Source organism: bacterium SCSIO 12844, assembly GCA_024397935.1.
Lineage (GTDB): Bacteria > Pseudomonadota > Gammaproteobacteria > Francisellales > Francisellaceae > M0027.
Genome location: CP073743.1, coordinates 2,306,487 through 2,322,462 on the forward strand (window position 1 = coordinate 2,306,487; position 15,976 = coordinate 2,322,462).

12 protein-coding genes are annotated in these 15,976 nt (G+C 29.9%); 5 read left to right on the forward strand and 7 right to left on the reverse strand.

Features of this window, described 5'->3' with window-relative positions:
* Positions 1-90: 90 nt before the first annotated feature.
* Positions 91-2,328 carry a hypothetical protein gene (locus KFE69_10300; protein UTW41890.1) on the reverse strand — a complete coding sequence of 746 codons (2,238 nt, stop codon included), beginning with the start codon at positions 2,326-2,328 and terminating at the stop codon, positions 91-93.
* A gap of 23 nt (positions 2,329-2,351) precedes the next feature.
* On the reverse strand, positions 2,352-3,158 hold the full coding sequence (locus tag KFE69_10305) for a hypothetical protein (GenBank protein UTW41891.1): 807 nt from the start codon (positions 3,156-3,158) through the stop codon (positions 2,352-2,354).
* A 429-nt stretch (positions 3,159-3,587) separates the two neighbouring features.
* On the opposite strand from KFE69_10305, the gene KFE69_10310 reads away from it, so the two are divergent.
* From KFE69_10310 to dsbD, 5 genes are all read left to right on the forward strand, one after another.
* Entirely contained in the window at positions 3,588-4,502 is a 915-nt protein-coding gene (locus KFE69_10310) for a LysR family transcriptional regulator (GenBank protein ID UTW41892.1), read from the forward strand.
* A gap of 87 nt (positions 4,503-4,589) precedes the next feature.
* A complete protein-coding gene (locus KFE69_10315) occupies positions 4,590-5,471 on the forward strand; it encodes a LysR family transcriptional regulator (protein ID UTW41893.1) in 882 nt (293 codons plus the stop codon).
* Between the two features lie 250 nt (positions 5,472-5,721).
* Complete coding sequence (locus KFE69_10320; protein UTW41894.1) at positions 5,722-6,174, forward strand: hypothetical protein; 453 nt, start codon at positions 5,722-5,724, stop codon at positions 6,172-6,174.
* Between the two features lie 110 nt (positions 6,175-6,284).
* Positions 6,285-7,328, forward strand: coding sequence for a hypothetical protein (locus KFE69_10325; protein ID UTW41895.1), 1,044 nt, complete (start codon positions 6,285-6,287; stop codon positions 7,326-7,328).
* A 75-nt stretch (positions 7,329-7,403) separates the two neighbouring features.
* The gene (gene dsbD, locus KFE69_10330; GenBank protein UTW41896.1) at positions 7,404-9,263 is read left to right on the forward strand and encodes a protein-disulfide reductase DsbD; all 1,860 of its coding nucleotides are present in this window, start codon (positions 7,404-7,406) and stop codon (positions 9,261-9,263) included.
* Here dsbD and KFE69_10335 read toward each other — a convergent pair.
* From KFE69_10335 to KFE69_10355, 5 genes are all read right to left on the reverse strand, one after another.
* A complete protein-coding gene (locus KFE69_10335) occupies positions 9,260-10,489 on the reverse strand; it encodes a hypothetical protein (protein UTW41897.1) in 1,230 nt (409 codons plus the stop codon). The two genes, dsbD and KFE69_10335, sit on opposite strands and share 4 nt — an antisense overlap.
* Positions 10,490-10,503: 14 nt before the next feature.
* The gene (locus KFE69_10340; protein UTW41898.1) at positions 10,504-11,802 is read right to left on the reverse strand and encodes a hypothetical protein; all 1,299 of its coding nucleotides are present in this window, start codon (positions 11,800-11,802) and stop codon (positions 10,504-10,506) included.
* 168 nt (positions 11,803-11,970) lie between these two features.
* Entirely contained in the window at positions 11,971-14,250 is a 2,280-nt protein-coding gene (gene feoB / locus KFE69_10345; GenBank protein UTW41899.1) for a Fe(2+) transporter permease subunit FeoB, read from the reverse strand.
* Positions 14,247-14,492 (reverse strand): FeoA domain-containing protein, encoded by a 246-nt coding sequence (locus KFE69_10350; GenBank protein ID UTW41900.1) that lies wholly within the window; start codon positions 14,490-14,492, stop codon positions 14,247-14,249. The genes feoB and KFE69_10350 overlap by 4 nt, the downstream gene beginning before the upstream one ends.
* A gap of 137 nt (positions 14,493-14,629) precedes the next feature.
* Positions 14,630-15,964: an ankyrin repeat domain-containing protein gene (locus KFE69_10355; protein UTW41901.1), complete on the reverse strand. Its 1,335-nt coding sequence runs from the start codon at positions 15,962-15,964 to the stop codon at positions 14,630-14,632.
* Between the last annotated feature and the right edge of the window lie 12 nt (positions 15,965-15,976).

A 15,976-nucleotide genomic window follows, 5' to 3' on the forward strand; every position in this document is an offset into this window, starting at 1 on the left:
ATTAATTTCTCCATATTATAGTTAATATGAAAAAATTAACATAAGTTGTTGTTTATAAATTATTTAAAATAGTTATTTGGTGTATCATTATTAATGATAACTATTAACTACAGAATTATCCTTATTTATATTTTTTTCTGAATATTCTTCTGGCATAAATATAAAATTTTCACTCTGTTCATGTTTAGAACTAATTAAGTCCAAAATATGGTAAAATTTTAATTTAGCAACTCTTTCATTTTTTAAGTGATCTAATTGATTTAACGTATGTTTATTTTTATTGATAAATCGGCCGTTTTCCTTTACTAAAAAGCTATATTGATATTGACTTTCTTCATGAGAAAAATTCTTTTTTATTAGTACGTAATAATTATCAGGCTTTAAAAAAACTTCATTCGTTAATTTTTCTGGTGCTTGATATAAATTATTAATATAGTCTAGTAAATAAATATTTTCATTTAGCGCATTTTTATCATCTAAGTTTAGTAATTTATTTAAGTCAATTTTTTCTGAAATATCAACTTTATCAGAAAACAAAATCTCTGGTATTGAGTTTAATACATTTTGTAAATCGCTTTTAGATGCATATTCTATGAAAGAATAGATTGTTTTTTGATCTATTTTTGCATTCCTTTGACTATTTATTAATTCACCCTCTATTGATTCACCCTCTATTGATTCACCCTCTATTGATTCACCCTCTATTGATTCACCCTCTATTGATTCATCCTCTATTGATTCATCCTCTATTAAAAATAATCCCTTATCACTTTTTTCAAGCTCAGTTTCAAGATACTCATACGGTTTATTTTCATCCTTAAGCTTCTTAATTTTCTTAACTAACTCTTCTCTTTGATGATCTTTTTTATCTAAATCATTCTTTATTTCTTTTTTCCTTTTAAAAAATGTTAGCATCTCATTTTTTTTGATTTTTCTCATTTCTGGATCTAATGTCTCAAACCTCTGTTCGCTAGCCCAAAAGTCTGAATTATAAACATATCTAATTCTGGAATTGTCGTTTAAATTTGAAGATGGACTAAATAACCCATAACCTTCAACCCATTTAACCATCTCTTCTTTAATATTTTCAGAAGTTATATTATGTAAATTTAATATATTTTTAATAAATGTTACTGTCTGCTTACGGCCATTTTCTCCATGCTCTTTTTTGTCTTTTGAGTCGCTATAGTAATCAAATGCTAATCTCAAAGCTTTTTGAATATTAATATTTTCAAGTTTTTGCCAATGACTTTCTGTCAATAATATATCTGCTTCTTTTAATGCTAATATTGCAACTTGACAATCTGAGCTTGCTTCTAAAGTTAACCATTGTTTTAAATTTAATTCTTGTATATATTTTAAACTTTCTGTGAGTAGCTCATTATTTTTAATAAAATCAGGTAGTTTTTTAAGTTTATAATCACTTCCTATAATTTTAGGCAAATACAAATTATTATCACTTAAAGATAAATTTTTTAATACAATATGTGCATCTAAGTTTATATACTTTCTAGGAATTATTATGGCTAGGTCATTAGTGAAAATGATACCTTTTAATTGTAATTTATTATTAGCTAAATCATCTAAATATTCACAAAAAAGGGGTATTGGATAATCTCTAGTAATAATCACAGTTTTTTCATCAAAATGACATTTTTTATATTTAGCGCCTGTTATCACATCATGCAAGATTTGTATTTCATCAATTAAACTCCACAAGTTATATTTTTCAGATAAAGCTAACTCAATTAAATAACATTTTAATTGAAACTCAGAAATTAAATTATTAACCCCATTTTGCAAGTTATAGTTACGCTTTTCTTCAAATTTAGTATATTCACTTTTATACAATTGACTAATATACTGTGCATATTTATTAGATTCTAACTTAATTAACTCTAGTAGTTTTTCATCTTGAATATTAATTTGATAGCTTTCTGATGGAATATAATTATCTATAAAATTAAATGATTCTATATTTTTACATATTTTATTATATAAAATTTCCGGAATTTTATATGAATTAGGATTAAATTTTAACTTATGAATTATTGATAAATCATCCTTTATTAGCTTAAGCATATGTTCTACTGTTAGTTTTTCTAATGCAGGAACCAAAAATTCTTGTATTTCAATAATGTCTTTTTCATCTAACCATTTATCTGATTTAACTATTTGTTTTAAATTATATCTATGATCTTCATGTATAATTTTTAATTGATCTATAGGATGATTAAACTCATTGAAATTCTGATTTTTTAAGTATAAAACATAAGAAATAGCATAATTTAAATAAGCTTGATTAATTAATTTATCATTATAAATCATACAGAAACTCCTACAATTAACAATTACCCAAAAATATTCATATTACTTAAATGACTTGAAACTCCCTTTTTAGCTACAATCCAAGGACATACTGAATCAGAAGAGCTCACTTGTTGACATGAAAAAACAATATTATCATCCTTCGAGACAAACCCTATATTATTAGGGCAAGTAATTAATCCCTTATAGATATGGCACTTTTCAGCTGTTTTAGAAAATTTAACGATATATTGTTTCGATATATCTAAATCTACTCTTTGTGAAGATGAAGATATCTGATTAATTTTATTACCATACCCATCTGTAAGGCAAGCATCCCCTAGCCCTAAAGTCTTTAGCTCATACCCTTTTACATAGTTACCTACATCAATCGTTATAGAAAGATTAGCATCACCAGTTTGCTTAATTGACGGGTAGTTTTTACATTCAATTCCATTACAAGTAGCATGAGTTAGAATAAATGGCTCGGCATTATAAGTTTCAATTACACTATGCCACCCATCATCTTGGGAACTATGATAATATTTAAAGCTAAGATTGTAATCTTTTCCTTGATATTTTGCTATTGCATTAAAAGCTATATATTTTGGATTATTAAAGCAATGAGTAAATGCAGTATTAGAATCACTAAAACTAATTTTAATGCTCTTTTTAGGTTCTATTTTATCTGGAATTTCAGATACATCATTAATACAATCCATTTCTCCTTTAGAAATAGAGACTGGAAAATTAGTTACATTATGAATTGTAAATGTATAATTCGCAGAGCCAAACACTATATTAGATGATAAAAATAAAAAAAATATTATTGTTATAATTTGATAGTTCATTATAAATTAACCTTATTTAATATAAGTGCAACCCGATAGATTTTCATCTATATTTAATATATTTTTTATTTAAGTTTCATTTTAAGTATGATGTTTACTGTCAAATAAAAAATGTATAACTTATTATTTAATAAGATAACGGTAATTTGAAATTCAAATCATGAATATAAGATATAATGATTGAATATATCCTTATTAAACCCTAATTTAAGATAATGGTAGTTATTTAAAATACTTCTTTAAAATTATTATTAACAACTGATATTCAAAGCCTTAATTGACTTATCATTAAATTAAAAACAATGCAATACCCTTTACTATAACAAAATAAAATAGCAGGTATCATGATACAAAATACTCTATTTGTCTGATTATATTATATTATGATTTTTCTTGACGCTAAAAATAATAATAGTATAGGGGTTTACATTGAATATTAAAGATCTAAAAATACTAAAAACAATTATTGATGAAATGAGCATTTCAAAAGCAGCTGATAAAGTTCATTTAACACAACCAGCCGTTAGTAATATTGTCAAAAAATTACGTTATGAGTTAAATGATGAATTATTTATTAGAAGTGGAAACCAATTATTAATTACCAGCAAAGCAAGAGAAATTTATTCAAAATTAGAAGTCATAGTCGAAAACTATCATTCAATCCTTGAAAAGGATAAATTATTTGATCCCTATAATGAGGATTTTAAATTTAAAATTGCCTTTTCAAATCCATTTGCTGATTTTATATCTAAAGCAATGTTTGATGAAATTACTAAAAATAATTATAAAGTAAAAATTGAGCTTTCAATGCTGCCAATCATTAATAATTTTGATAGAAATGATCACTACTATGACTATATTTTTGCAACTAACTCTGCACCAGAAGATTATATTCAACGTCCCGTTAGTAAACATAAACTAGTTGTAGCACATAAAGGCGCTCTAGACCATGTAAAAGAAGGTCAGTCAATTACATTGGAAGAATACTGCCAACTTAAACATATTGCTTACTACACAGAAAAATATCCATCTTATTTAACGCAAATAATGGGAGGCGAGTCACGAAATATTGCATTTGCTGTTAACTCGCCAACAACAGCAATGCAATTATTAGATGAACATCACGTCATTAATATCTGCGAATCTTATGCAAAATATTTAAACTTAAAGTATGTTGATATACCTTTAAACATCCCAGAACTTACACTAAACTACTATATTCCTAGCTGGACTAGAAATTCAGCACCTCATAAATGGTTACACAATTTTATCAATCAAATAATAACTGAAACAGTTCCATGGCTTAAAGCTGGCAATGATAATACTAATGTTCTTTGTAACTAAATAATGACTTCAAATCAAAGTAGTATATAAGTAACTATTTAAGCTATAATTTATTGAAAGTAATTATAGATTTTATACCTTTGAACAATGAATATTAAAGATTTAATAATTTTAAAAAAAATAGTTGATGAGAAAAATATCAGCTTAGCTGCTGAAAAGATGCATATCACACAACCAGCTGCTAGCAATATTCTAAAACGTTTACGAGAAAAATTTAATGATGAATTAATCATTATTTCAGGCCAATCTTTTATTTTAACGCCGACAATGCAAGATATATATGCTCAAATATCTGTTATTATTGAGACATATGAACAAATGATTAATAAGCATTCTGACTTTGACCCTCACTTAAGTGATCTAACTTATAAAATTGGAACTATTTCACCATATCCTGAAATATTCTGTAAACCATTATTAAAAACACTGACAACTAATTACCCATCAATTAAAGTTGAGATTGATATCTTGCCTTTATTTTATAACTTTCATAAATATAGTACTGAGTATGATCTTATTATTGGCACCTATGAAGCTCCAGATAACTACATTAAAGAATTATTATTTGAAGATCAAATGGTCGTTGCACATAAAGGTGCCCTAGATCATACAGAAACATTAACACTTGATGAATATATGAACTTAAAACACTTAGTTGGCTTTATTAATGATGAAGAATCTTTTGTCACAAAAGTGTTAAAAAATAGTGATACCAGAGATATTAAATTTGCTATTAACTCACAAAGCCATGTAATAGATCTATTAGATGAGCATCATGTTGCAACCGTTTCTAAACTATATGCTAACTATTTACAACTTAAATATTTACCTTTCCCTCTAGAAGATGACCGAATTACATGCTGTATATATTACCCATATTGGTTCAAAAATTTACCAAGCAATATTTGGTTTAGAGAATTAACTAAGAACATTATAACTTCAGAAATTAAACAGTTTTTTGATAATTAAAAAACATAACCTATCAACTGATAGATTAATTAACCACTCATAACTGATATTCGCCTTAAAAGATGAATAAAAAGAAAGTTTAAAATGCCACAAATAACTCCAACTACGCTAGAACCTATTATAACTGAAGCTTTATTAATTAAATTAACAAATAAATATTAATAATACAATATATAATAGATTTAAATTATATTTAAATTGAATTTTAAAATACAATCTCTCTGAATCAATAAAACTAGAGGGTTGTAATATGGACTTATTTGAAATGTTAAAAGAATACTTTAATACTTATGCACTTTATGAAACAAAAGATCTTCGAGAAAATAATATTGACTATAATGAGAAACTAAAAAATATTACAATACATGATTTTCAGAAAGATGTTCAAGCCTTTTTTCATAAGTATGGCCTTGGCTCTAAAAAAATGAATTATCTTATTGATAATCCATCAAATAATATGAAACGCATTCAAGGATTACCTTTGAACGAAGAAAATTTAAAAAAGTTAGGTGATCTAGAAGATATTGAATTAAAGCCATTAAAACCAAAAAATGAAACATGGGGAGACTCTCTTGCCAATCACTTTCCAAAAAGAAGACATGCAGTAAAAATATTTTTTCCTTTTATCAGTGAATCTGAAAAAAGCATTAATGAAAATATAAATGATAAAATGAAAACTGCTTTACATGATATTGGTGAATAATTTAATTCAATCTATCTAACCTGTTATTAAAATAGTTATCTGACCTTGAATTAATCATTATCCTAACCTACCTTTATCAATGATTAACAGTAAAACAAGGATGTGGGATGATGAAAAAACTGAACCTAAAATCGACTTTTATTTTGACAAGCTTAAGTCTATCTATTGGCTTTCAAACCGCTTATGCAGTTCATGAAAATGGCGTTCCCTGTGGCGCTAAAGATTTAATGGAATACTTAGCATCTGAAAATGGTTATCAATCAGCAGAAGTGATGTATAAAGAAGCTTTATTTGCCAATGCAGATGGTGCCTGTAATAATCAAAAAACACAACATGGTGTTGATTGTAGCCATAAAGTTTATACTTATGACGGCTTCATTTCAGCAGCTAAATATTTTCCAACCTTTGCCTGTACTGGTACTTTAGAAGATAGAGTTCGCGACTTATCCGGGTTTTTTGCTAATGTTGCACAGGAAACCTATGGCGGTGATGGTACGCACTATGACCAAAATGGTGGACTTTATTGGCGGATAGAGAATGGTGGTCAACCACAAGCTCAGTATGATCCTAACCCTAATGTATTTTTTGCTGATAATGCCTTTACACCAACTGAGTTTTGCATGAACTCTGGAGAAGGCGCTTATAGTACTGGTGTTTATACATTTGATACAGCTATTGAACCACTTCGCTATAATGCTGTATGGCAAGCAAGTTGTCCTAGCCAATTAAATACACCGATGGTTGAAGCACTCGGTAGTGGTAACTGGATGGGCCATGGCGCCATTCAATTAACTGGTGATTCTATATTCTATGGTACGGCTGAATATAATACGATTACTGACAAAAGTATGTCAGTTAAAGATTTTGCCAACGGCCTATTAAACAATGATGAAATTACTTGGTTTTCAGCACTTTATTATTGGAATGAACCCAAAGCCAATCAAGTTACCCAAAATCCACCTGAATATTATATGATTAGTTCCAATGAGAACTGGGGCTTTGGTAATTCAATTTATTATGTTAATGGTGGATGCAATAATGCTGAACAGCGTTTAGCATTTTTTGAATACTTTAATGGCGTTTTAACTAAAAATGTTCCCCAAGCTAAAGACACTGAATCACAAGCACAGAAAACTTGTAGAGCACCATCTTAATTGGTATCAAAATAGTTTACTAATTATCTTTTAACTTCTATCCTAACAAGATTAGTAATAAAAAAATTATCAAACATGAAACTAAAATCTAGTCGCTTATTTAGCCTATTATTTATCGTGATATTATTTTTTCTATCAAATGCTTATGCCGTTAATAACCCCTTATTTTCCTTTGCATCAACAACAGCTCAACCACTAGCTAACTCAATCAATACAGAAAATAGTTTCTCATCTAGCTCACCTGATGTCAGTGTTAATGCCTTTTTCCAAAAAAAGGATATCTTGTTAATTTGGAATATACCGAAGGATGCTAAGCTATATCGTGACCGCATCTCAATAGAACTACTTGATGCAAATAATCTACGACTAGGAGTTGTACACTTTCCTAAAGCGCAAACATGGCAAGACCCTATATTAGGCCCACAACCTGTTTATACAAATCAATTAAGCTTAAAAATCCCGCTTTATGCTAAAAATAGCCAAGTTCCACAAGGTGCAAAATTACAAGTTATTTATCAAGCTTGCTTTAAAGAAAAATGCCTACCCTTCCAACGCCAAGTATTTAACATCCAAAATAAAGACGCCTATCCACTTGAAGAATTACCTAAAGAAGCAACACAGATTATTAAATCTAAACAAGCTTTGGCTTTAAATAATAAAAATAAAACAACTGATAGTCATAAAGCGCATTATAGCTTAAGCTCATTATTATCATTACTTGGGTTTGGCTTATTATTAAGCTTTACACCTTGTGTCTTACCAATGCTACCAATTATTTCAGGTGTTGTTTTAGGCCAAGGTGATACAAATAAACTAAAAGGCTTCTTACTCTCTGTTATTTATGTACTTGGCATGGCATTAACTTATACGATATTAGGTATTGCCATTGCGCTTGTTGGTGCAAGTTTTCAAAGTCTTTTTCAAATACCTATCGTATTAGTAATCACGTCCATCTTATTTTTATTATTAGCACTTTCAATGTTCGATTTATTTCATATTCGATTACCCCAGAAAGCGCAAAGCTTTATTCACTCTCTACAGGAAAAGCCAAAATCAGGCAGTATGCTAAGTGCTTTTTTCTTTGGTATTATCGCTTCATTAATTGTCTCTCCATGTACTAGCGCACCTTTAATTAGTGTCTTAAGCCTTATTGCACAATCTGGTGATTGGATATTTGGTGGCTTATCCTTATTTGTTTTATCTATTGGTATGGGAATACCGTTAATCTTAATTGGTACAGGACTTGGCTACTTTGTTCCTAAAACTGGTCCTTGGATGAATGACTTAAAATACTTGATTGGCGTTTTTATGTTATTAATCGCCATCTGGATTTTAGGGCGTATTTTACCAGGGCATATCACCTTAATTCTTTATGCTATTATCTTAGTTGGTTATGCAGTCTTTTTAGGCGCATTTGAATCATCAGAGTATCGATTTGATAAGATTAAACGCGCACTTGGCCTGGTATTATTCCTATATGGTGTTAGCTTATTTATTGGTGCGATGATGGGCAACAGCAATTTATTTAAACCACTAAGCCTTCAGAATGTACAAATTAATGGTCATGTAGAAACGCCCATATCAAATACAGAAATAAAAACCGTAACTAACCAAGATGAACTAAACAAAGCACTTGAAACTTACCAAAATGAAGATAAACAAGTTATTTTAGATTTTTATGCACGTTGGTGTGCTGAATGCCAACTAGTTAGCAAAATGCTGCAATCTGAAAAAGCACAGCAACTACTTCAACAAAATAATACTGTATTAATTAAAGTCGATGCTTCTGATTACTCAAATGAGATGAACCAAATACTTAAAAAATATCATATCATTGGTTTTCCAACATTAATTAGATTAAACTTAAATCAAACAGAAGTAAATCGCCACAGTGGTAATCTATCAATCACTCAATTTAAAAGCTTATTAAATTAAAATCCATTTGTTTGTTCTTGTTTATTTTTATCTCTATCAAAAATACCAGAATATATTGGCAAATCAGGACTACTAGCTTTTTCTTGGCGAATCTTTCTATTAACTTCACTAAATATGTTTTTTGCCTCATTTTTAACAAAATAAGGTGATTTTTTATATTCCTCTAACAATGGTTTATTTTCTTGTTTTGCTATTATTTTTCCATAAAGGCCATCTATTACTTTAGTATTAAATGAGTCAGTACCAACCACATAGCCCGCTACATTCCAACTTCCTTGAAGACCCAGTGCTGAAAAAGCATCATTGGTTTTATCTTTTGCTAATAAAAGCTTTATACTCTCGACACCCTTACTTCTTATTGAAAGATTACTTAAAGGATTATAATAACCTGTACCTAACCCCTCACTTGACACAAAAGATTCATCAACTGCTTGTTCAAAAAATGCTTTAAACTCAACTGGATTACTTATCCGATAATCATTTATAATTTTTGCACAACTATCTATTGATAATTTTGGCATGACTTCACTCCTTTGATTTAATTTTAGCTTTTTAGAATCTGATAACATAACCAACTCAAATGGGTCTTCATCTGGCTCATCCATTGATCGTTTTTTTTCTTCACTTTTTTTAACATCACCTAAATTTTTTGACCACTCACTTAAATCAGGTAAATCACCAAAACTTTTTACTCTTCTTATTGGCATTTCTTCAATTGGCTGTAAAAAAAGTATTTGAGCTTCTTTTTTTAGTGGTTCTATTGGTACTTCAATACTAGATTGTATTTGTTGTGGTATCATTTGAGTATCATCCTTTTCTCTTGGTGTCTTTGATAAAACAAATGATATATTTTCTGACTCTGGATAAATGCCATGAAGTGCATAATTATTAGCAGCTAAAATACCTGATTTTAATGTATCTGCATCACTATAATAGGCAGTTTTTCCGCCTAAGTAAGCCGTATAGGTTATATCTGATAAATTTTTACCTGCACCATATAATAAACCAATGCCACCACCAACTATCATACCAACTGGCACTGTAATTAAACCTGCTGGCCCCAATAAGAATCCGGTTGACCCATAAATTGAACCTTTATATACACCTTTAGCTGTTTTACCTAAAGTATCGACAATTGCCCAAGGTGTTGAAACAAGTATTCCATAAACAGATGAGGTCATAACCGCTGTTGTTTTAACAACTTTTTCACCTATCTCTTCTGGCATGATAATTCTCCTTACTAGTCACCTGTATAACTTGATGTTGATTGATGGCTGTCAAATTGGTTTCCTGTAGTAAAGAAGCTTGACCTTGGATATTGTGGTTGGTGATAGCTTGGTGTTTTTGTGCCACCTAAAACCTTAGTATAAAGATCAATCATTGAAGATGGTGGCTGTTGAGTTGTATGCATTTGAGGCTGATGTGAAGCATATTGTTGTACTGATTGATCAGACTTTTGCAGTTGATGGTATTGTGATTCATTGGATACTACCACTTCATCTATCTTAGATAGCTCTGCTTTTTTATAGGTATCAAATCCAATTTGCATGTAATCAGTAAATATTTTTTTTGATATACCAAATAGATCGCGTTTATTATCTGGTAAACTATTTATCTCTCTATATAATGAATAATCTTTTAATATGTTTAACTCCGGTAATTTGTCTGCTAAATGTTCAACTAAATAAACAACAAACATTGTGTTAAATGAATTATACATTGAACTTGGTTGGCTATTCCATTCACCTTCATCTGCAAGCAATCTAAATGCAGTTGCTGCACTAATCTCATTATTTCTTAGGCAAGTGATTATGTTACTGGTATTTCTAATACGATCTTCGTAATTATAAGTTTTTCTAATACCAAGCCCTTTAAAATCTGAATAAGCTCTATTTGCTGCTGCTAATACTGCATCTTTAAATAATTCTGAATAATCTGAGCCACTTAAAGCAACTAATAAATTAGCACACTCTTTTGAATTTAAAGCAACTTTATCAACTATCTGATAATTAGGAAACAATACATATTCATTAATAATAGATTGGTAAATATCTTTGGATTCTCGATCAATTCCTTTCGGGTCATCTTGCCATATATCATTTCTCATTTTGATATTATGACAATGCTCAATACAATAAAGTATAAAATATCGCATAGCTTTTGTATTAAATGAAGGTGTATAAATTACCCCACCTTCACTCCAATGGCCCTCCTGACCAATTTTCCAAAGACCCAGCATCGGTGAAATATTGCCGCTTTTTACATCATCTTTTATATCTGATGCGCTACTTAAACGACCTTTATGTGTTTCTGATGTCATCCAATCTTGTAATGGTTCATATTTTGAGACAAACCTAAATGCAGATACAGCCCACCCCCCAACAAAGCTTGATGATTGCGATGCTGTATTAGTGACACCTTTTGCCTGGTCATGATCCTTATAAGCATTTTCAATTGCATAAATAACTGCATTTTTAAGTGTTTCTTCATCTCGAATGACTTTACGAATTGCCTCTTTTGCAAATTCTTTATCAAACATAAGATACCTCCTCCATAAGGTCAATCTTTATGTCTGATTGTATAGTAATCGAATTATTTTAGATGCCTATCACTGAAGAAAAAAAATCAATTTAGAAACAATAAATTGGCTATTTTATGATAAATAAATGAATTATAAAATAATATTTTGAAATCAAATTTATGATAATTAGCTGTGACAACCACCACAGGCTTTTGCACCACCACATGTATTAAACTTGGGTTTATAAGAAATTCGTTTGCCTAAAAACTTCATAAAATATAAGACTGCCAATAAACCAATAGTCGTTATTAGCATTGTTATGACTGCTGAGTGAAAATCACTTGCTAATTGCGGAATTTGGTAAGCAAATACAGCTGCCACATACGCAATCGTTGTACTCCATAAAACAGAAAGCCAAGCCCAACTGTGACTAGCCTCCCGACTCATTGCACCAATGGTTGCTACACAAGGGACATATAAAAGTACAAACAATAAATAAGCAAATACTGCTGGCATCGAACTAAACTGTTTTACCATTTCACCCATTGAAGAATTAGAGATATCTTTATCCCCTTCATTAGCAATAAATGGATTTTTAAAACTTTCACCAATATTTGTCAAATTATCAACCGTACTAAAAGCCGTACCTTTCAATTCCTGCCAAAGATTAAAGTCATCCGTTTCAGAAGGTAGGTTATTACTATTTTGACTATAAAGCGTATTTAATGTACCAACAACGACCTCTTTGGCTAAAGTTCCCGTTATCAAACCAACGGTTGCAGGCCAATTAGCATCTGAGATGCCAATTGGATAAAATACAGGTGTAATCGTACGCCCTACCTCAGATAAGATAGAAGCTCTTGAACCATCCATATTAATTTTACCATCAGTTGTGATTGAATTAAGTGTTCCTATTAATATGCAAATTGGAATAATTACTTTACCTGCACGGATAACAAAGCCTTTTAATCGTCGCCAAGCATGAATAACAATGCTTTTTGCATTCGGCAAATGATAAACGGGTAACTCCATAATAAATGGCTGATTTTCACCTTTTAATATTAACCATTTAATTAATAAACCCGTAATAATTGCTGCAGCAATGCCTATGATATATAACAAAAAGACAATCAAACCACCACCTGATGGGAAAAATGCTGCGGCAAAAACCGCAAAAATTGCTAAACGCGCACCACAAGACATAAATGGTGCCATCATAATTGTTAATAGTCGATCTCGTCTTGATTCTAACGTACGTGATGCCATAACTGATGGGACATTACAGCCAAAGCCAACAATTAAAGGAACAAATGCCTTACCTGGTAGACCAATTGCTTGCATCAGCCGATCCATAACAAATGCAGCACGCGCCATATAGCCAGAATCTTCAAGAAAAGATAAAAATAAAAATAAACAGCCAATTTGAGGAATAAAGCCTAATACGGTATTAATGCCTAAACCAACACCATTAGCCAATACAGCAATAAGCCAACCAGGTAAACCTAGATAATTACCTAAATGTGCTGTACCTTGAACAAAAATAATTGCTGAAGCATCATCAAATAATGGATTAATTGCCGTTCCTAAACCAATTGAAAATTCAAACATCAAATACATAATAAAAAAGAATAATGGTAAGCCTAAATACTTATTCATTGCTATCTTATCAAACCACTCTGTTAAACGGTGACGTTTGATATCTCGATGTTGACTAATTGATTGGTATAGACTTTGTATCCAGCTATAACGTTCAGATGCTAAATTAATATTTAACTGTTTATCTAAAGTGTACGCTTTGAATGCATTTTTTTCATCTTCTGATAATTGCTCAACTGCATATAAGTCATTTTCTAATAATTTAAACCAAAACCATGGTTTGTTATTACTATGTTTAGGTAATAAAGCTTTTAGATGATCAATTGTATTATCAAGTTTTGGATAATTTAAACTAATTGCTTGAGCATCAGATTGATTATCAAACTTAGTTACTGCTGATTTTAATGCATCAATACCCACCTTTTTACGACCAATAACTGGTATTACTTGCGCATTAACCGTTTTTTCAAATTCATTATAGTCAATAACAATGTTTTTACTTTTAGCAACATCTATCATATTTGCTGTAATGACTAATGGCACATTTAATTCAAGTAACTGTGTTGTTAAATACAAATTACGTTCTAAATTAGCCACATCTACAACATTTATTACCAAATCAGGTTTTTCATTCAAAATAAATTCACAAGCAATTCGCTCATCAATTGAGCCTGAATCAGAAATAGTTAATGAATATAATCCTGGTAAATCAACTAATTCAAACGTTTCACCTGCAACTTCAAAAAAACCACTTTTTTTATCTACTGTTACGCCTGACCAGTTACCGACTTTTTGACGAGCACCTGTTAAAGCATTAAAAATAGTCGTTTTACCACAATTTGGATTACCTACAATTGCTATTTTTTTCATACTGCTTTAACCTGGATCAAATCAAGTTCTGACTTCCTTAATGACACTTTTACCCCTTGAATTTCAATTTCATATGGGTTGCCTAATGGTGCTATTCTTAATACATTAAACTTAGCACCTGGAATAAAACCAAATGCAAGTAATCGATGAATATAATTCATCGGACATTGATCTGAAAAACCTGTCACTTGATAGGCTTTATTAACTTCTATTTTAATATTTTCTTGATTTGTTATTTTCATCGACGGGCCTTAGAAATCGAGTATTTATAATCAATAAAATGCTTTAAATCGATTATAAGTTGGAATTGCTAAAAGTCAATAAATGAAAATGATTATCAAAAACAAATAAAGTCAACTTTGATTTATGTCAATATCACTTATAGTTCATATTTTATAGAAGGCATGTCACTACCATGAGTTAATTTATCATGATAACTAGCTGCTACATCGCCTGCTAAAACAAATAAATGATTAGGATTAGTTAATTTATAGCTAGCTCCTCCATGATGAATAAGACTTCTTATTGAGTCTGTCTGTTTATTTTTAGTAGCAAATTGTACTGGTGTTAATCCCTCATTATTAACTATATTTATATCAGCTCCTTTTTTTAATAAAAACTTAACCATTTCTTGGTTATTTTGACTAACTGCAAAATGTAATGGTGTACCAAAATGCTCATTTAACACATTTATATCTGCACCTTTATTTAATAATATTTCAGCCATCTCAAGATTGCCACACCTTACTGCATGGTGTAAAGCTGTACCCATATTATCAGAAGCATTAATATGAACTATATTTTCTAATGCCTTTTTAACACCTTCCATATCATTTATAGAAGCATAGTTTAATAAATCCATAGTACTTTTATGCGTTTTTCTCATTAAAGAAAAATTAGTGTCATCTGAAAATGATGCGAACTGTATGCTATTCAATTCAAACTCACTCAAATAACCTTCAGACAACGCATCATATAAATCTTCAAGATTTTCATATTCTTGATCTCCACTAGGACTATTGGAATCATATAAATAATATTTTCCTTCATGAAACCTAAGCGTTAAACCATGAAAAGCATTATCTCTTAAACGTCTTGCTCCCAATGTAATAATATTACTATCTATTCCACTTTCAATTATTTCGCAGAAAGTTGATTTATTTATACATATTTTTCCAATATCATTTACGTTATATTGAAGGCTTTTTTTAAGTGTAATCAATTTGTCATCTTTTGACAAAATTTCTAATAAACCTTTTTTTGCATTTAACAAATCACTTTGTTTATAAGACTTAAAAGATTCATAGTTATTTAAATCTTGATCACCATAATCTTTTAAAAAGTCAGTTACAAATTGAGCAAAACGAATATAATCTATTGCAATTTCAAAAAGTTCATCTAACGTCCTTGTTTGTTCTTGATCAATAAGTTGAACTTTTTCATTTAAACTTTTTTCACTACCGTCCCAACCACTTAAATGGTCTAATAAATCAAACCACCAAGATAATTTATCTAAATGCGCAAACACAGCATATACTGTTTTATAGCCACCACAAAGACCTGGTTTTTCCTTTTCTATAAAGCTATCAATATCCTCTTTATCATAATAAACATCCCCTTTGGGATCAAAGAAAGTTTTTTTAATTTCTAAGTATTGTATAAACTTACTATTGATTTGGGCCTGATCAATTCGATTTTTTACTTTGTATACCATTACAACACCCTT